Origin of the sequence: uncultured Microbacterium sp., from assembly GCF_963524805.1 — a bacterium.
Lineage (GTDB): Bacteria > Actinomycetota > Actinomycetes > Actinomycetales > Microbacteriaceae > Microbacterium.
Map to the genome: position 1 here is coordinate 165,747 of NZ_CAURGG010000005.1, position 16,838 is coordinate 182,584.

19 protein-coding genes and 2 tRNA genes are annotated in these 16,838 nt (G+C 70.2%); 2 read left to right on the forward strand and 19 right to left on the reverse strand.

What is annotated here, in order from left to right; genetic code table 11:
• Positions 1-3 precede the first annotated feature (3 nt).
• From RWQ91_RS11730 to sigK, 4 genes are all read right to left on the reverse strand, one after another.
• Entirely contained in the window at positions 4-888 is an 885-nt protein-coding gene (locus RWQ91_RS11730; protein ID WP_314506172.1) for an aminodeoxychorismate lyase, read from the reverse strand.
• A 172-nt stretch (positions 889-1,060) separates the two neighbouring features.
• A complete protein-coding gene (locus RWQ91_RS11735) occupies positions 1,061-1,699 on the reverse strand; it encodes a DNA-directed RNA polymerase subunit beta (RefSeq protein ID WP_314506174.1) in 639 nt (212 codons plus the stop codon).
• Between the two features lie 34 nt (positions 1,700-1,733).
• On the reverse strand, positions 1,734-2,501 hold the full coding sequence (locus RWQ91_RS11740) for an anti-sigma factor (protein WP_314506176.1): 768 nt from the start codon (positions 2,499-2,501) through the stop codon (positions 1,734-1,736).
• Entirely contained in the window at positions 2,498-3,100 is a 603-nt protein-coding gene (gene sigK / locus RWQ91_RS11745) for an ECF RNA polymerase sigma factor SigK (protein ID WP_314506177.1), read from the reverse strand. The genes RWQ91_RS11740 and sigK overlap by 4 nt, the downstream gene beginning before the upstream one ends.
• A 226-nt stretch (positions 3,101-3,326) precedes the next feature.
• Between sigK and RWQ91_RS11750 the strand changes: the two genes are divergently transcribed.
• Positions 3,327-3,989, forward strand: a complete 663-nt coding sequence (locus RWQ91_RS11750) for a fasciclin domain-containing protein (protein ID WP_314506178.1) — start codon at positions 3,327-3,329, stop codon at positions 3,987-3,989.
• A 424-nt stretch (positions 3,990-4,413) separates the two neighbouring features.
• Here the strand turns inward: RWQ91_RS11750 and RWQ91_RS11755 are convergent.
• The 4 genes from RWQ91_RS11755 to RWQ91_RS11770 form a co-directional block, all read right to left on the reverse strand.
• Positions 4,414-4,486 (reverse strand) — tRNA-Lys (locus tag RWQ91_RS11755).
• Positions 4,487-4,549: 63 nt separating this feature from the next.
• Positions 4,550-4,834: a GNAT family N-acetyltransferase gene (locus RWQ91_RS11760; protein WP_314506180.1), complete on the reverse strand. Its 285-nt coding sequence runs from the start codon at positions 4,832-4,834 to the stop codon at positions 4,550-4,552.
• Between the two features lie 24 nt (positions 4,835-4,858).
• Positions 4,859-5,065: a hypothetical protein gene (locus RWQ91_RS11765; RefSeq protein WP_314506182.1), complete on the reverse strand. Its 207-nt coding sequence runs from the start codon at positions 5,063-5,065 to the stop codon at positions 4,859-4,861.
• On the reverse strand, positions 5,058-5,636 hold the full coding sequence (locus RWQ91_RS11770; protein ID WP_314506184.1) for an isochorismatase family protein: 579 nt from the start codon (positions 5,634-5,636) through the stop codon (positions 5,058-5,060). The genes RWQ91_RS11765 and RWQ91_RS11770 overlap by 8 nt, the downstream gene beginning before the upstream one ends.
• Positions 5,637-5,698: 62 nt before the next feature.
• Here RWQ91_RS11770 and RWQ91_RS11775 point away from each other — a divergent pair, with 62 nt between their 5' ends.
• Positions 5,699-6,661, forward strand: coding sequence for an EamA family transporter (locus RWQ91_RS11775; RefSeq protein ID WP_314506186.1), 963 nt, complete (start codon positions 5,699-5,701; stop codon positions 6,659-6,661).
• Between the two features lie 10 nt (positions 6,662-6,671).
• Here the strand turns inward: RWQ91_RS11775 and RWQ91_RS11780 are convergent, their stop codons facing one another.
• The 11 genes from RWQ91_RS11780 to RWQ91_RS11830 all read right to left on the reverse strand — a co-directional run bounded on the left by RWQ91_RS11780 (position 6,672) and on the right by RWQ91_RS11830 (position 16,472).
• Positions 6,672-7,067 (reverse strand): hypothetical protein, encoded by a 396-nt coding sequence (locus RWQ91_RS11780; RefSeq protein WP_314506188.1) that lies wholly within the window; start codon positions 7,065-7,067, stop codon positions 6,672-6,674.
• Positions 7,068-7,154: 87 nt separating this feature from the next.
• Positions 7,155-7,227 (reverse strand) — tRNA-Thr (locus RWQ91_RS11785).
• 74 nt (positions 7,228-7,301) lie between these two features.
• Positions 7,302-8,885, reverse strand: coding sequence for an alpha/beta hydrolase (locus RWQ91_RS11790; protein ID WP_314506190.1), 1,584 nt, complete (start codon positions 8,883-8,885; stop codon positions 7,302-7,304).
• On the reverse strand, positions 8,882-10,042 hold the full coding sequence (locus tag RWQ91_RS11795) for a DNA polymerase III subunit delta' (RefSeq protein ID WP_314506305.1): 1,161 nt from the start codon (positions 10,040-10,042) through the stop codon (positions 8,882-8,884). Before RWQ91_RS11795 ends, RWQ91_RS11790 begins: the two co-directional genes overlap by 4 nt.
• A gap of 54 nt (positions 10,043-10,096) precedes the next feature.
• The gene (tmk, locus tag RWQ91_RS11800) at positions 10,097-10,768 is read right to left on the reverse strand and encodes a dTMP kinase (RefSeq protein WP_314506192.1); all 672 of its coding nucleotides are present in this window, start codon (positions 10,766-10,768) and stop codon (positions 10,097-10,099) included.
• Positions 10,765-13,491: a type I DNA topoisomerase gene (topA, locus tag RWQ91_RS11805; RefSeq protein WP_314506194.1), complete on the reverse strand. Its 2,727-nt coding sequence runs from the start codon at positions 13,489-13,491 to the stop codon at positions 10,765-10,767. Before topA ends, tmk begins: the two co-directional genes overlap by 4 nt.
• 66 nt (positions 13,492-13,557) lie before the next feature.
• A complete protein-coding gene (locus RWQ91_RS11810; RefSeq protein ID WP_314506197.1) occupies positions 13,558-13,875 on the reverse strand; it encodes an Rv3654c family TadE-like protein in 318 nt (105 codons plus the stop codon).
• Positions 13,875-14,213 carry a TadE family type IV pilus minor pilin gene (locus RWQ91_RS11815; protein ID WP_314506200.1) on the reverse strand — a complete coding sequence of 113 codons (339 nt, stop codon included), beginning with the start codon at positions 14,211-14,213 and terminating at the stop codon, positions 13,875-13,877. Before RWQ91_RS11815 ends, RWQ91_RS11810 begins: the two co-directional genes overlap by 1 nt.
• The gene (locus RWQ91_RS11820; RefSeq protein ID WP_314506202.1) at positions 14,210-14,404 is read right to left on the reverse strand and encodes a DUF4244 domain-containing protein; all 195 of its coding nucleotides are present in this window, start codon (positions 14,402-14,404) and stop codon (positions 14,210-14,212) included. The genes RWQ91_RS11815 and RWQ91_RS11820 overlap by 4 nt, the downstream gene beginning before the upstream one ends.
• A 44-nt stretch (positions 14,405-14,448) precedes the next feature.
• On the reverse strand, positions 14,449-15,393 hold the full coding sequence (locus RWQ91_RS11825) for a type II secretion system F family protein (RefSeq protein WP_314506204.1): 945 nt from the start codon (positions 15,391-15,393) through the stop codon (positions 14,449-14,451).
• A complete protein-coding gene (locus RWQ91_RS11830; protein ID WP_314506205.1) occupies positions 15,378-16,472 on the reverse strand; it encodes a TadA family conjugal transfer-associated ATPase in 1,095 nt (364 codons plus the stop codon). Before RWQ91_RS11830 ends, RWQ91_RS11825 begins: the two co-directional genes overlap by 16 nt.
• Positions 16,473-16,838 lie beyond the last annotated feature (366 nt).

Here is a 16,838-nt window from a genome sequence, read left to right on the forward strand (position 1 = left end):
CGATCAGTCCCGCGGGCTGAGCAGATACCCGTTCAGACGCGCGGTCACGTCGCCGTCGACGGTGATCGGGATGCCGTCGACCTCGCTGACCGGCGCAGCCAGGCGCACCGACGAGACCAGCCAGGCGGCATCGGCCGTCCTGAGTTCGTCCGTCGACACGTCTCGGTAGGCCGTGCGGATCCCCTGCGCGTCAAGCCACGAGAAGACGCTCGCCTGCGTCGTCCCCTGCAGGATGCCGCCGGCCGGAGTCGGCGTGGCGTACTCGTCTCCGGTGCGGATGATCACCGAGGCGGTCGGCGCCTCGAGGACCAGGCCGTCGGTGGTGACGAAGACGGCGTCATCGGCACCACGGCGCTTGGCTTCGCGGATCGCAGCCATGTTCACCGCGTACGAGAGCGTCTTGGCACCCAGCAGCAGCCACGGCGCCCGGGCCGGGGCGCCGCTGTCGTGGCCGCGGTCGAGCGTCACGACTCTGACGCCTTCGGCCCGCGGACCGCGGAAGTCGGCCGCGTCGGCTGCCGTGACCCAGGCGGTGGGCGCCGGGCCGCGCTCGACACCGCGGCTCAGGATGAGCTTGATGACCGCCTCCCCCGTCCCGCAGTGCCCCGCCGCGGCGGCGATCGCCTGGCGCCACTGCGCGAGGTTCGGCGCGGGCAGGTCGCAGATCTGGGCGGAACGCACGAGCCGCTCCAGGTGCGCCTCGACCTCCTGGGGGTGCGCGTCGATCACGCCGATGGACTCGAAGATGCCGTCACCGCGCTGGGTGCTCAACTCGCCGACGGGAAGGACCGGGCCCGCGGGAGCAACGGCGGAGAACGTGCGGGAGTAGTCCTCCCGGGGATCGTCGGACGCCGCCGGATCGATCAGGAGGGCGAAGCGCCAGGGCATGCCACGAGCCTAGCCATTCGCGTTCCAGGGAATGCCTGCGCCGAGCCCTCGGTTACAATGGAACAGCCGGGCCGCAGTAACCCCGGGCTCCATCTTCTGCCGCTGCGAGCGGCCTCGCGCCGAGAGGCGTTCTGCGGCCCGGCACCAACTTTCCTCCCCTGCGGACCGGCCGTCAGGTCAGCGACTCACGGCGCCACAGTGCAGCGCAGGCGGTCAGGTCGGTTGCGTAGTCGGCCAGGCGCAGTGCCCTGGTCGTGAGCGCTGAGGCGCGCTCGGGCTCGGTCGGCTCGTAATCGTCGGCGAGGTGACTCGCGCCGGACGCCTCCACGCGGCAGAACGCGGCGGCGCGGTCGAGCGCGACCGCGAAGTCCCCCTGGAAGAGTCCGCGCAGGATCGTGTCCACGAGGTCGACCAGTTCTTCCGGACCCGCGGGAGTCGGCGCTCCGGCGACGACCGGGTCGACGGAGGCGATCTCCAGGCGACCGCGCTCGTACAGCAGAGCGGCGGTATGCGGGTCGTCGTGGATCATGAGCTGGATCAGGTACAGCCGCCACAGCGTACCCGGCAGGGATCTCGCCGGCGAGCGGGACCAGAGTTCCGCGATGTCGTCGATGCCGTGTTCGTCGGTGAAGGCGACCAGACGGTTCACGACCTCGCCGTCACGGTCTTCCCGCGCGCGCGACAGCAGGGCGTGAGCAGTCGAGTGGGCGATGCGCGACACCTCGGCGGGGTCCTCGGCCGCGAACCGGCGATCGAAGAGCTCAGCGGGCCGGCGGACGGGTTTGTGGAACTCCCTCGAATCGTCGCTCACCCATCCAGGCTACCCGCGGTGGATTGTCCGGGACTCAGGCGGTCTCGATCGCGACGATCGGGTCGGACGTGGGCTGTCCGGTCGGCGATCCGCCGGAGGGCTCCACCGTCACCGCGATGACGTCGCCGGACTCGATCGAGCCGTCCAGCAGTGCGGTCGCCGCCCCGTCCTCCGTCGTGAAGGTGCCCGCCGAGACAGCGGCGCCGTCGCGGACGAACCACAGCTCGTAGGTCTCATCTGCCGAGATGTCAGGCAGGCTGTCGGAGACGAGCACCGCCTTGCCGAGCGACTCGGACCAGTGGGCGGTCACTTCGCCGCCGTCGGAGAGGCTGACCGTCTCGGACTGGGCGTCGGGCGCAGATTCGATCTGGTCGAGAGCGACGACGGATGCCGGAGTGTTGAGGCGTTCGCCGACGAAGACAGCCCCCCACCCGACGCCGACCAGCAGCACGAGCGAGGCCGCGAGCGCGAACCAGGATCGAGGACCCCAGCGCCGCGGCGTGCTGTCCTCCGGCGCTGCAGCACGTCGGTCCGAGCGCAGTGCGGGCGTCTCGGCATCCCCTCCAGACGTCATCGGCGATGCACCGGCGATCTGCGCCAGCAAGGCGCCTCGCAGCGCGGGCGGCGGTGCGACGTCGATGACATCGTCGGCCAGCAGTGCGGCTGTTTCGGCATCCGCTGTCACGTGATGCTCCCATTCCGGATGCTGTCGACGCGCAGTCTCGAAAGCGTTCTGGTCATCGGGCGACAGGGCGTGCAACGCGCTGCCGGCCGCCAGTTCTGCGAATTCCTGCTCGTTCACGATGTCACCCCCATTTCCACCCGGAGGCGGGACAGGCCATCCCGCATCCTCGTCTTGATCGTTCCCAGCGGCGCCCCCACGAGGGCCGCGATCTCGCTCTGACTGTATCCCCCGAAATACGCGAGGGTTATGGCTTCCCGCTGCGGATCGGGAAGGGTCGCCAGCGCGTCTGAGACGCGCTGCCCTTCGATCCGCAGTTCCACTTCTTCCGCGACGCCGTCATGGGCGACGTCCATGTCACGGAAGCCCGCACGCACGTCACGATCGGTGCTCGCCTGAGCGGACCGCACGCGGTCCACTGCTCGGCGATGTGCGATGGTGAGTACCCACGATCTTCCTTGACCCTTGTTCGGAGCGAATCGCCCGGCGGATTGCCAGATCTCCAGGAAGACCTCCTGCAGGACCTCTTCGCTCTGCGATCGATCGACCAGCACGCGCAGGATCAGACCGAACGCGCGTGGCGAGAGCATGTCGTACAGCTGCGCGAAAGCGCCCTGGTCGCCGTCGGCCACCTTCAGCAGCAGGTCGCCCGCATGGTCGACAGCGTTGGCCCCGTCGTCGGGCACGTCCACGCCATCGATCACCACACCCCCCAGCATGCCCTAGTACCGCGCGCGCGAGCGCGCGACGCGACGGCGTGACACATGCGCCCACCCTCCCCCGCGTGCGGAGCCGGCGCCTCCGAGGCGGCCGAAAAAACTCTTCCGAGAAAGTCCCATCCGATCGGGTGAGGGCGCCGAAGACCCCGTGTAGGCCGCTTCCGGTGGCCACAGCACCACTGGCACTGCGATACCGCCCCGGCGTCGCGAAACCTAGGAGGACAAGATGTCCCGCAAGAAGCTGTATCTGCTCGCACCTCTCGCCGTCGCCGCAGCCCTCGTCATGAGCGCATGTTCGCCCGCCTCGAGCGGCAGCACGACCACCGAGGAGACCACCGCTCCCCCCGCCGCCGAAGAGACGATGGCGCCCGAAGCGGAGATGGACCCCGCGGCCAACCTCGTCGGCGCCGGTTGCGCCGGTTACGCCGAGGCAGTGCCGGACGGCGCCGGTTCGGTCGCCGGAATGGCGCAGGACCCGGTGGCCACGGCCGCCTCGAACAACCCGATCCTGACGACGCTCACCGCAGCGGTCTCGGGTGGGATCAACCCGGACGTGAACCTGGTCGACACGCTCAACGGTGACGAGTTCACCGTCTTCGCGCCGGTCGACGACGCGTTCGCGAAGATCGACCCGGCCACCATCGAGGTCCTGAAGACCGACAGCGCACTGCTGACGTCGATCCTCACGTACCACGTGGTTCCCGGTCAGATCCTGCCCGACGACATCGACGGCACCCACACCACGGTGAACGGCGCCGACCTCGAGGTCACCGGCAGCGGAGACAACATCATGGTCAACGGACAGGCCGCGGTCATCTGCGGTGGCGTCCAGACCGCCAACGCGACCGTGTACCTCATCGACACGGTGCTGATGCCGCCGGCTCAGTAATCCAGACTCCCGGCTTCGGCCGGGATCCCTGGGGGCGGTGCGACCGTCGATGCCTGCGAGGTGGCGTCGGCGGTCGCGTCGACCGGGGAGGGGAAGGACGCCACTTCGGTGGCGTCCTTTCCGTTTGTGCGGCAGGGCTGCGGCCGATGCGGAAAGCCCGGTCGGTCGGCAGACACGCCGCGAAGACAGCGGGCCCTTCGGCGTGTTTCGGTGACCTTCCGGGCTTTCGGCAGTGCGAACACACGGGGCGCGAACGGCCCCGTGGGGCTCGAAGCGGTGCCTGTTCGTGGGCTCTTCGCGGACACACTCGGCTGAGGCGGGGCCCCGTGGGGCTCGAAGCGGTGTTGTTCCGTGGCTTCTTCGCGGACACACGCCGCCCACACGAAGAATCGGACGCCGCTGACGCGGCGTCCGATTCTTCCTGTGGGCCCCGTGGGGCTCGAACCCACGACCTGCGGATTAAAAGTCCGATGCTCTACCGACTGAGCTAGAGGCCCTCGACATCCAGCCTACTTCGGCTCGCGGGCAGCCCGAATGCGGCGGAGGGCGGTTGCTCGCCGTCACAGGGCGAGCAGCATCTCCTGCTCGGTGCCGTTCGGTCCCACTGAGCTCCGACCGGTGCGTGCGAATCCCAGCCGGGCGTAGGCGCGCTGCGCACGGACGTTGTCCTCATGGACCTCCAGCACGATCTCGGTCGCCCCGGCGTCGCCGGCCCAGGTGGCCGCGGCATCCACCAGCGCGTCGAGGATGCCGCGACCGCGCTGCGAGGGACGCACATAGACGGCGACCAGCGACGCGCGTGCGACGTCATCGGAACCCCGCGCTTCGGCGCTCAGCACCGTCACCGTGCCGAACCATTCCCGACCGCTCTATGCGACGAACTGCGCCGCCGATTCGCCGAGCGCCACGGCGGCCGTGCGCTCCTGCCAGAACTCGGGCGGCTGCGCCGTCGCATTCTCGGGGCTTCCGCGGAATGCGATGCCGGCCGCAGCATCTCCGAGGGACTCGATGCGGATGCTGCGTACGCGGTCCACGTCGCTCAACCGCACGCGGCGTACCGTGAAGGACTCAGTCACCCGACTCCACCAGCTCCGCGCCGGCATGCGCGATCTCGGCCAGAGCCTTTCCACTGGAGTCCGGGTGCACACCCGCGACGAGATCGGTGAAGACGCGCACCCTGCGGCCGTTCTCGATCGCATCCAGCGCCGACGCGCGCACGCAGTAGTCGGTCGCCAGGCCCACGACGTCGATGTCGATGATGCCGTGCCGCTCGAGCAGCTCGGCCGCAGACGTGCCGTCGTCGGCCACGCCCTCGAACAGCGAGTACGCGGGCTTGCCCTGACCCTTCTTGAGGTGGTGGGTGACTGCCGAGGTGTCGAATCCCTCGTCGTACTCCGCGCCGGCGGTGCCGCCCACGCAGTGGACGGGCCACGTGTCCACGAAGTCCGGCTCCGCCGCGAAGTGGCCGCCGTTGTCGTTGTCGGCGTCATGCCAGTCGCGTGAGGCGACCACGATCTCATAGTCCCCCGCGTGGCTCTGCAGAAACCGCGAGATGCGCTCGGCGACTTCATCGCCGCCGACGACCCCCAGCGCTCCGTGCTCGGTGAAGTCGTTCTGCACATCCACGACGAAAAGGGCTCTGCTCATGCCTCGAGCGTACGACGGTCCGCACGCCCCGTCAGCGAGTCCGAGGCCCGGCCTAAGCTGGGATGATCATGCTCTCGGCCGCTCTCGCGCTCATCGGAGCTGTCGTCTACGGAGCGGCCGACTTCATCGGCGGGCTGGCAGCCAAGCGGCTGCGCTCGATCATCGTCACCGCGGCGAGCGCGGCATCCGGGTTCGTCTTCCTCCTCCTTCTCCTGCCCCTGATCGGGGGCCGCTGGATTCCCAGCGACCTCCTGTGGGGGGCGGTCGCGGGCGCGTTCGGCGTGGTGGCCATCGCTCTGCTGTACGCGTGCCTGGCGATCGGCCCGATGAGCATCCTCTCGCCGCTCACGGCGGTCGTCTCGGCCATCGCGCCCATGCTGTGGGGGCTCCTGATCGATGGCGAAACACTCTCGGCCACCGGATACGTCGGACTGGCCGTGGCCCTGGTCGCGGTCGTGCTGGTGGGCTTCATCCCCGGCGAGAAGGTCGTGCGGCCGAGTGCGCGCGGACTCGTCATGGCGCTCGGCGCGGGGCTCGCGATCGGCGCGTTCCTCATCGCCCTCGACCAGACCAGTCCGGACAGCGGTGTCGTTCCGCTCCTGATGACGCGCGCCACCAACATGGCGATCACCTCGCTGATCATCATCGCCCTCATCGCCCGGGCCGTGCGCGCGGGCCGGCACCCGGGCAGCATCCTGGACGTGTCAGGCGTGGCGATCGGAGCCACCCCGAGCGGCCACGCCGACCTCGAGCACGCGACAGTGGGCAGCGTCGGCGCGCCGTCGTCGCTCGCCCGGGCATGGACGCTGGCGTTCATCTGCGGAGTGGTGGATGCCGCGGCCAACGTCCTGCTGCTGATCGCGCTGCGCACCGGCGACCTCTCGATCGTCTCCGCACTGACCGCGCTCTACCCGGCCGGGACGATCATCCTCGCGGCGATCGTCCTGCGGGAGCGCGTCGGCGCGATCCAATGGGCGGGGCTCGTGCTGGCGCTCGTAGCCGGAGGGCTGCTCGCCCTGGCGTGAGCGCCTGCGCTCACCCGCGTGCGAACAGGAGGACGCCGGACGCGATGAGGGCGATCACGCCGAGTGCGATCAGGCCGGCCGCCAGCAGCGCGATCGCCCGGACGAGCGGTGAATGGTGCGTGAAACGCATCCGGTTGCTCCAGCCGCGCCGCGCGAAGATGTCGTACATCCCCGCCGTTCCCACCTGCGCAGCCTGCTCGTGCGTCAGGGCCGCCTCGTTTACGCCGCCGTCCTCATCGAACCACCGGACGACCGTCCCGTGCTCGGTCGGTTCGACGACGGCCCGCACCGCGACCCACGTCCCGTCCAGGAGGAGCGCGATCAGCGCGAGGACCGCCAACAGCGCACCGGCACCGAAGCCGACCCAGGTGAAGATCTCGATGACCGCATCGAGCGCGGTGTCCATGTCGCTGACCCACCCCCGTCCATCGGCTGTCCATCGGCGGCCCATACGGGTTCAGGGGCCGCCGAAGCGACCCCTGAACCCTGTGTGAGCCACCTGAGAGAATCGAACTCTCGACCTTCTCATTACGAGTGAGATGCTCTGCCGACTGAGCTAAGGTGGCGCGCGCCGCTTGCGCGATGCACGATCATCGATCTTACAGGGTCGCCGGAGCACCCGCGAACGCCGCCGCCCGCGTCACTCGCAGCGCAACCCGTCCTCTGGGACGGTGCCCTGGAGCAGATACGCCTCGACGGCGGCATCCACGCAGGCATTGCCCTTGTTGTACCCGGTGTGACCCTCGCCGACACGCGTGACCAGAACACCCGATGAGAGCTGCTCGGCAAGCGACACCGCCCACTCGTAGGGGGTGGCCGGGTCGTTCGTGGTGCCGACCACGACGATCGGGGCGGCGCCGTCCGCGGTGATCGGGCCGCGGGTTCCGGTCGGCGGGTAGGGCCAGGACTCGCACGGGTCGGGTCCGGACCAATACGGCGCGACCGTCGGCGCCTCGGCGGCGATGCGGGCATCGCTGGCGGCCTTGGCCTCTTCGGAATCCTCCGGCGGGTAATCCATGCAGTTGTACGCCCGGAACGCCTCGGTCGAATTGTCCAGATACGTCCCGTTCTCGCGGTTGTAGTAGAAGTCCGCGAGCTGGAAGGCGATCGCCGGGTCCCCCTGGAGCACGTCGGTGAGCGCTGCCGTCAGGTACGGCCAGCTCTCCTGCGCGTAGAGCGCGGCGATGATGCCGGTCAGCAGGGTGTCGGCACCGAGGAGCCGTCCATCCGCTGCCGGGAGAGGCGACTTGTCGACGCTGGCGAGCATCGTCCCCAGGTCGGCCATCCCCTCGTCGACCGTGCCGCTGAAGGGGCAGTCGGACTGCGTGAGACAGTCGGCCATATACGCGCGCAGAGCCGATTCGAAGCCGATCGCCTGGATGGTGCTCACGTCCGAACCCGACACCGCCGGGTCGATGGCGCCGTCCAGGACCAGGCGCCCGACGCGCTCGGGATAGAGCTTCGCGTAGGTCGCACCGAGGAAGGTGCCGTAGGAGTACCCGAGGTAGTTCAGCTGCTTGTCGCCCAGCACAGCGCGCAGCAGATCCATGTCTCGCGCGGCGTTCTCGGTCGTCACGAACGGCAGGATGCCGCCGCTGTTGGCCTCGCACGCGGCCGAGAAGTCGGCGTTCCACTGCTCGCGCTCGGCGGTCCAGGCGTCGGAGCCGCGGGGGTCGGCCGGGATGTCGAAGATGTACGAGTCCATCGCCGCGTCGTCGAAGCACGTCACCGAGGTCGACTCGCCGACGCCCCGGGGGTCGAAGCCGATCACGTCGTACTGCTCCTGCAGCGCCGCGCCGACGGCGAAGTCGACGCTGTCGCGGATCAGGCTCACGCCACTCGAGCCGGGGCCGCCGGGGTTGGTCAGCAGCGAACCGATGGCCGCGCCCGAGGTCGCGCGCTGGCGGATGACCGACAGCTCGATCTCTCCGGCAGACGGGTCGCTCCAGTCGAGCGGGGCCGTGACCATCGTGCACTGGAAGCCTCCGCAGTCCGTCCAGGAGAGCGTCTGGTCGTAGAAGGGCAGCAGGTCGGCGGCGACGCCGTCCGTGTCGGGCGCCAGACTCGACGTCGACGACGGCCGGGATTCCGGAATCAGGGAGTACAGGCACCCGGAGAGCGCGACGGAAGCCGCCGCCAGACCGGCGACGACCGCGAGGAGCCGACGCGCTCGGCGGCCGGAGCCGGTGCCGGCGCGCGATGAGCGCAGGGATGTGGTCTTCACGGGGTCCTCCCGCTCGCAACGGTCACGAGCATGCTTTCGAGGGCGAGGGTGGGGGCGACGTTCTGTTCGAGGTTGCGTCGCGTCTCGGCGATGCGGTCGAGCACGACGAGCGTGCGCTCGACGGTCCAGGCCGAAGCGAGGGCGCGCAGTTCCGGCTCGAGCTCCCGGTTGATGAGGTCGCCGTCCGCGCGGCCGCCCCGCCCGAACTGCAGCATGATCACATCGCGGAACATGGACTGCAGATCGGTCAGCACGCGGTCGATGCCGTCACGGAGGCTGCGGGTGGCGCGACGCTTCTGGTCGTCCTCCAGCGCGCTCAGCTGCGATCGGACGGCGGGAGGAACCGGCGCCCCGTCCGCGATGCCGAGGGTGCGCAGCAGACTCGTCCGCTCCGCCTCATCGCGCTCGGCCGTGAGTCCTTTCGCGTCGTCGGTCGCGGCGGCCACGACCCGCCCGGCGACCTCGACCGCATCTCCGACGCCCCGTACCGCGAGCACGCCGCGGAGCGTGTCGTCGCGTCGCCCGCGCGCGGCGGCATCCGTCGCCAGGCGCTGGGCCATCCCGATGTGCCGTTGCGCGTGTCGCGCCGACTGCTCGGCGACGGTGATCGGCGCGCCCGTGCGCTGGGCGATGAGCCGGGCGACGTCATCGATGTCGGGTTCGCGCAGGCGCAGACTGCGCACACGGGAGCGGATCGTGGGCAGCAGATCGGCTTCGCTCGGCGCGCACAGCAGCCACACCGTCCGCTCGGGAGGCTCTTCGAGCGCTTTGAGCAGCACGTTCGAGGTGCGCTCGACCATGCGGTCGGCATCCTCCATCACGATCACGCGGTAGCGACCGAGTGACGGACTGAAATACGACCGTTCGACGAGCGAACGCGCGTCTTTGATCGAGATGATGACGCCCTCGGTGCGCAGCGCCGTCATGTCCGGATGCGTACCGGCCAGCACCTGGCGCATCGCCGGCTCGTCGCCGTCTTCGGCGATCAGCGCGGCGGCGAAAGCGTAGGCCAGGGTGGACCTTCCCGAGCCGGGCGGCCCCGTGATGAGCCAGGCGTGCGTCATAGATGCGGGGTCGGATGCCGCCGCTCGCAGTGTCGCAACCGCCTCGTCCTGACCCCACACGGCGCCCCAGGGCAGCTCGGTCTGCGGTGTCATGACGGCAGGCGCATCCGGCGCATCCGTCACCGCCGCACCGTCCATGCGATCAGCCTAATCGGCGGCTCGGACCACGCCGGCGTCCGCCTCCAGGAGCGCCTGCAGGCGACCCTGGATGTCGGTCGCCAGGTCGGCCGGAACGCGCGACGCATCGAGCACCAGGAATCGATCGGGCTCGGCCTCGGCCAGGGCGAGGAATTCGGCGCGGACACTGTCGTGGAAGGCGCCGCGCTCGGACTCCAGCCGGTCGAAGGGCTTCTCGTCCGCATCCAGACGCTCGCGGGCACGCGCAGGGTCGAGGTCGAGCAGCACCGTGAGGTCGGGGAGGAGGCCTTCGGTCGCCCACACGGACAGATCCCGGACTTCCTCGCGCCCGAGCACGCGTCCGGCACCCTGGTAGGCCACCGAGGAGTCGAGGTAGCGGTCCTGGATCACGACGTCGCCGCGCTCGAGAGCGGGCCGCACGAGGTGCTCGACGTGATGCGCTCGATCGGCGGCGTACAGCAGCGCCTCTGCCCGCGGGGCGATCTCACCCCGGTGGTGCAGGACGATGTCGCGGATGAGGACGCCGACCTCGGTGCCGCCCGGCTCCCGGGTGCGCACCACGGTATGGCCCCGCGCGGTGAGCCACTCCTGCAGCAGCGCCGCCTGCGTGGTCTTGCCGACCCCGTCGCCGCCCTCGAACGTGACGAAGACTCCTCGGCCGGGGCCAGGGACACCGGTCACTTCTTGGCCGGCGCCTTGCGGGTGGTGGTCGTCTTGCGCGCGGGCGTGCGCTTGGGCGCCGGACCCTTGGCCCGCTTGTCGGCGATCATCTGCACGGCGATCTCGTAGGTGATGTCGGCCACCGTCTGTCCCCGCGGGATCGTGACGTTCGTCTCACCGTCGGTGACGTACGCGCCGAATCGGCCGTCCTTGACCTTGATCGGCTTGCCGCTCACGGGGTCGTTGTCGAACTCGGCCAGCGCCGCCGATGCCCGGCGCGCACCGTACTTCGGCAGTGCGTAGATCGCGAGCGCCTGTTCGAGATCGATGTCGAAGATCAGCTGCTCGGAATCGAGCGTGCGCGAGTCGGTCCCCTTCTTCAGATACGGGCCGTAGCGGCCGTTCTGAGCGGTGATCGGCTCGCCGGACTCGGGGTCGGTCCCCACGGTGCGCGGAAGCTCCAGCAGCCGCAGCGCCGTGTCGAGGTCGATCGTGTCCACGGACATCGACTTGAACAGGGAGGCGGTGCGCGGCTTGGGAGCGGCATCCTTCTTCGATGCCGTCTTCTTCTTGGGTGCCTCGTCGACGATCTCGCCGGTGGCCTGATCGACGGCCGTCGGATCTTCCGGCTCGGTCTCTTCGATGTAGGGCCCGAACCGGCCGTCCTTCACCACGATGAGCTTGCCGTTCGCGGGGTTCTCGCCGAGGACGCGGTTGCCGGCGACCGGGGCGTCGATGAGCTCCTGCGCCTTCACGGGGGTCAGCTCGTCGGGCGCGAGGTCGTCGGGGATGTTGACGCGCCGCGGCGGCGCATCGGGGTCGGCCGGGTCGATGACGTCGAGGTACGGCCCGTACTTGCCGAAGCGCAGGGTCGTGGTGTCGCTGATGCGGGTGGCGTTGAGCTCTCGTGCGTCGATCTCGCCCAGGTTCTCCACGATGTTGCGCAGGCCGGGCTGAGCCTCGGAGCCGAAGTAGAACTCCTTGAGCCAGGCCGTCCGCTGCTGTTCACCCCGGGCGATCGCGTCGAGGTCGTCCTCGAGCGCGGCGGTGAAGTCGTAGTCGACGAGGTCGGCGAAGTGCTCTTCCAGGAGGCGAACGACGCTGAAAGCGAGCCAGCTGGGTACCAGCGCCTGTCCGCGCTTGGTGACGTACCCGCGATCGAGAATCACATCGATGATGCTCGCGAAGGTGGACGGGCGGCCGATGCCCTTCTCCTCGAGCGCCTTGACCAGGCTCGCCTCGGTGTACCGCGGCTTGGGGCTGGTCGAATGCCCCTTGGGCTCGACGTCTTTCAGACGGAGCGTGTCGCCGACCGCGAGCACCGGGAGGGACTGGTCGTCCGCCTTGTCGGCATCGCTGCGCTTCTCGTCGCGACCCTCTTCGTAGGCCTCGAGGAAGCCCTTGAAGGTGTAGACGGTGCCGGATGCCGTGAACTCGGCCCGCTGGACGGCGCCGCCGACCGGAGCGGCCACGGCGAGCGTCACCGTCGTGGTCTCGTACTTCGCGTCGGACATCTGGCTTGCGATCGTGCGCTTCCAGATGAGGTCGTACATCCGCTGCTCGTCGCGGTCCAGTTCGCCGGAGACAGAGGCCGGCGTGCGGAACTCCTCGCCGGAAGGACGGATCGCCTCGTGGGCCTCCTGCGCATTCTTGCTCTTGCTGGCGTAGGCGCGGGGATTCGCGGGCACGGCCCTGTCGCCGTACAGAGCAACTGCCTGCTCGCGGGCCGCCCGAATGGCCTGCGCGCTCAGCGTGGTCGAGTCGGTCCGCATATAGGTGATGAATCCCTTCTCATAGAGACGCTGCGCCACGCTCATCGCGTGCTTCGCGCTCATCGAGAGCTTGCGGCCTGCCTCCTGCTGCAGGGTCGAGGTCGTGAACGGCGCCTTGGGGCTGCGCGTACCGGGCTTGGACTCGAGCGCCGTGACCGATGCTTGGCCGACCGACTCGATCGCCGAGGCGAGGGTGCGCGCCTTCGCCTCGTCCAGCACGACGACGACCTTCTTCAGCTCGCCGCGGTCGTCGAAGTCCGTGCCGCGGGCCAGCGGTGCGCCGTCCACTCGCGCGAGGCGGGTCGTGAAGGCTTCTGCGTCCTTGACGGCGAGCGCCTCGACGTCCCAGTAGCTGGCGGTGACGAACGCCATGCGTTCACGCTCCCGGTCGACGACCATGCGCGTTGCGGCGGACTGGACCCGACCGGCGCTGAGGGCGGCGCCCTCGCGGCCGCTGCCGACCTTCCGCCAGAGCACGGGCGACACGTCCCATCCGTAGAGGCGGTCGAGCACCCGGCGCGTCTCCTGCGCGTCGACCAGCGCGAGGTCGAGCTCGCGGGTGTTCTCGACAGCGGCGCGGATCGCGTCCCGCGTGATCTCGTGGAACACCATGCGGTGCACCGGCACCTTGGGCTTGAGGACCTGCAGCAGGTGCCAGGCGATGGCTTCGCCTTCGCGGTCTTCATCTGTGGCGAGCAGGACTTCGTCGGCGGACTTGAGGGCGCGCTTCAACTCGGCGACGGTCTGCGTCTTGCGGTCGTTGACGACGTAGTAGGGCTCGAAGTCGTTGTCGACGTCGATCGAGTACTTGCCGTAAGCCGTCTTCTTGTCGGCCGGGATGTCCTTCTTGCTCGCCAGATCGCGAATGTGCCCGACGGAGCTGAGCACCTCGTAGTCGTCGCCGAGGTAGCCCTGGATCGACCTCATCTTCGTCGGTGACTCGACGATGACGAGCTTCTTGCCTGTAGCCAACGGGGCGTCCTTTCTTCGAAGCACACCATACACACCAGTTGACACGCGAGCGCTGTGAGCGCCGGATCAGCCCGGCGGCCCGGCGCGCGCCGAGGCCGTCGCCGGTACCCGGCCGAACGCTGCGGAGACGGTCACCGTCGCGACGAGCCCGTCGAGGTCGCATGCGGCCAGCTCGGCGCCACCCACAGCGGCGAGTTCGGCCGCCCGATCGCACGGCACGCCGTCCACGAGACCCGAAGCCGCGTCCGCTGCAGCCAGGGCGGCGGCGTCGGCGGTCCCCGCGAGCCGCTGCGAGAAGACGGCGGCGCCGCCCGCCGTCACGAAGGTCACCGCAAGCGTGGCGGCGCACGCGACGACGCCCACCGACAGGACGGTCCCCGCCATCACCAGCCTCCGTCGAGGGCGCAGCTGGATGCGGTGAGCGAGAAGGGAAGGACCGCCGCGGCAGCGCTCGCCGTGACGCACACCAGATCCGAGCTCCGGTCGGCCGAGCCCGAGGCCCCGGGAACGGCCGCGGCGATGGTCGCCCACGCGCGGGCCTCCGGCTCGCCGCGGGCGATCAGGCGGGCCGCGTCGGCGGCGGCATCCTGCAGGCGCACCTGCCGCGCGCAGGCGCCGAGGCTTCCGGCGCCCAGAAGGAGGACGAGGGCGACCGCCGGCAGGGCGACGGCGAACTCGGCGACGACCGATCCCCGGTCATCGCCGAGTCCGCGGCGCCTCATGCGACGGTGAGCGCGCGGCGGACGAGATCCGTCAGGATGCCGCGCACCTCGTCGCTGCGCATGATGACGACCAGGAGGCCGGCGAACGCGACAGCGGCCATCGTGGCGATGGCGTACTCGGCGGTGGCTGCGCCGGTGTCGTCTCGGAAGAGACGGTCGGCGCGACGGCGGGTCAAGCGGGGCAGGGACATGGCGGGTCCTTTCACGGTTCGTGGGCACGTTTCGGTGGGCACGGTCAGAGGGGCAGCGGCACGGATGTCATCACGCTCAGGAGCATGGGCGCGACCCCGAGCAGCAGGAACGCGGGCAGGGTGCAGACCCCGAGCGGGAGCAGCAGTCGCGTCGAGAGCCGCGCTGCCCGAAGTCGCCCCTCCACCCGAGCCCGATGACGCGCGAGCGCTGACGATGCGCGCAGCAGCTCGACCGCCGGCACCCCTGCGCTGCGGGACAGATCGAGAACCGAGTCGGTTTCGGCCGCCGGTGAGAATCCCGTCGCGTCGCCGACGAGCCGACGCGCCCGGTCGATCGAGACGCCGCTGCTCAGCGCGATCGCCAGCAGTTCTGCCTCCAAGCCCGGGATGCCGCCCGCCGCGCGTGCTCGCTTCACCAGCTCGGCGTTCCAGCGCTGGCCGGCGAAGATCAGCCCGGCGCCGAGCACCAGGCACACGACGCCGATCGGACTGCCGATCAGGGTGCTCAGCGTGTCGAAGCCGAGGGCGATGCCGAGCACGATCGCCACGAGCGGCAGCCAGCCCATGAGCTTGGCCGTCGCGGCCGGCTCTGCGAGCGCCACCCGCACGTCGTCGGCCGCCTCCTGTGCGTCCCGGAGCGCGGCGGCAAGGGCGCGCAGGCTCTCGGCGAGCGGTGCCCCGACGGCCGTCGCAACGTGCCAGGCGGCCGATACATCCCGCCACCCCGCTTCGCGCTCGGCCTCATCGCGCCGGCGGGCCTGAGACCTCCGCCGGCCGCGACGATCTCGTGGCGGTGGAGGCCCCGCGTGCGCGATCGCGTCAGGCAGCGGCATCCCCCGGTCGACACCGTCGCGCACCCGGACCGCTTCACCGTCCCCCGCGTCGGCGAGGTACTGCCATGCCCGCGCGGGAGAGACGCCCGCCTGCAGCAGCACGGCCAGTCGCAGCACCGTATCGGCGATGGCCGTCGGAGTCACCGCGCGGGCCATGGCAGCTCCTCGATGCTCAGGCGACCGGCGGCACCGATGACCGGGCGCCCGGCGGTCGCGAGGCGCCGCGCGCCCGCGTGGCTGCGATCGACGTGCAGCACGAGTCCGATCGCACTGGCCACCTGCCGCGCCACAGCATGGTCGTCCATCCCGGCGAGCGCTCCGAGGGCCTCCAACCGGGCGGGCACGTCGGCCAGTCCGTTGGCATGCAGTGTCCCGGCTCCGCCGTCGTGTCCGGTGTTGAGCGCAGACAGAAGCTCGCGCACCTCTTCACCCCGGCACTCCCCCACGACCAGCCGGTCGGGCCGCATGCGCAGGGCCTCGCGCACCAGGCGCGCCAGGCCGACGGCACCCGCGCCCTCGAGGTTGGCCTGACGAGCCTCCAGCCGCACGTGGTGCGGGTGACGCAGCCGCAGTTCGGCCACATCTTCGATCGTGACGATCCGGTCGGTGGCGGGGGCGCACATCAGCAGCGCGGCGAGGAGGGTGGTCTTCCCCGCGCCCGCGGCGCCCGTGATCAGGATGTTCTCGCGCCGCACGACGGCGTCTTCGAGCTGAACCCGCGTCGGTTCGTCGAACATCCCGCGCCCTTGCAGCGCCGCGAGGTCGGGACTGTCCATGCGCGGCACGCGGATGGAGATGGCGGTGCCCTCGGCCGCGATCGGCGGGAGGACGGCATGCACGCGCACGCCTCCCTGCAGCCGCACGTCCACGCACGGCGTCGCGTCGTCGATGTGGCGGCCGCCGAGCCCGATGAGCGCCACCGCGAGTTCGCGCACATCCTCCTCGCGCGCCCGCCATCCCGGCGCCGGCGACGCACCGGTGCCGCGGTCTATGAACAGCCCCGTGGAGCCGTTGATGAACAGGTCGGTCACATCGGGGTCGTCGAGATAGCGCGCGATCGGCTGCAGAACGGGATGCCGCTCGGCGGCCGCGCGAGGCGCTCGAGCCGGCGACTCCAGGGGTGCGGCGCTCGCGGTCTGTGCGCGGGCGCTGCGTGCTCTCACCCGGCTCGCCGGCGCAGCCGGCGGCGCGGCGCCGGCGACAGGTCGCGGGCGGGCGACGAAGCGATCGGGCATGCGTCGAAGCTACGGCCGGCGCGATGGCGCCGGAGCGGTCCGACCGCCGCCGGTGGACGCATGCCGCTTGGGCTTCGTTGGGGAGGAACCGGCGTAGACAGAGAGGGCGGCATCCCATGGGGGGAATGGGATGCCGCCACGAGCGGCACCGCACTTCGGGGGTGGGTCGGGTGCCGCGATGCCAGAATCTAATGTTCGGCCGGGCAAGAGCATACGCATGATCGCCCGACCGTCCAAACGAACTCATCGAGCCGTTACCGATATATCGATCGCGTCCAGATTCCCGAAGGCGTATCTCCGCTCCCCACGATCGGAGGTGGTGGCCGGAAGTTCCCCGTGGATAGGTTTACGGTGTCCTATCGACGG